At 26.9% G+C, this 454-nt stretch carries 1 protein-coding gene; it reads right to left on the bottom strand.

Translation table 11 applies throughout. The features are described from left to right. Positions 1 to 13 precede the first annotated feature (13 nt). Complete coding sequence (locus FUA24_RS08000; protein WP_147138264.1) at positions 14 to 406, bottom strand: SPOR domain-containing protein; 393 nt, start codon at positions 404 to 406, stop codon at positions 14 to 16. Positions 407 to 454 lie beyond the last annotated feature (48 nt).

The raw sequence follows: 454 nt of genomic DNA, 5'->3' as shown, positions 1-454 counted from the left end.
TAATAGTATGTTACTAGCCTTTTTTAGGTTTAAAAATAAAAGCACTAGCAAATTTACTTTTTATGCGTTTTAAAGCTTTGTCTGCCTCTAATCGCGTTCTAAAATTACCTGCCCAAATTTTAAAGTTAGGCGACTCATATACAATTCTAGAGCTCCAATTAGCAAAGGTTTCATGGAAATCTTTTTGAGCAGCATAAGCACCAGCTCTATTGCCATTGTATATTTGAATTTTATATCTATCAGAACTGTCTTCATTTTTATTAATGTCTTTCTTTGCATTTAATAAAGCATCAATGTTTTTATCCTGATTTATACTTACATTACCCTGTTGTGCATAATTTTTAACTACAAATGATAAAAAGCACAAACAAACTAAAACTCTAAATTTAAAACTCAATTTTTTCATATTTAATTATTTATACAAATGTATACGTTATAAAATCAAAAAATAGTT

Source organism: Seonamhaeicola marinus, from assembly GCF_008085455.1.
The sequence above is the reverse complement of the archived record's forward strand: the minus strand, read 5'-3'. Positions and strand labels throughout refer to the sequence as shown.

Coding starts and splice junctions, on each gene's coding strand:
- FUA24_RS08000 (WP_147138264.1), bottom strand. CDS start 406: ATGAAAAAATTGAGTTTTAAATTTAGAGTTTTAGTTTGTTTGTGCTTT.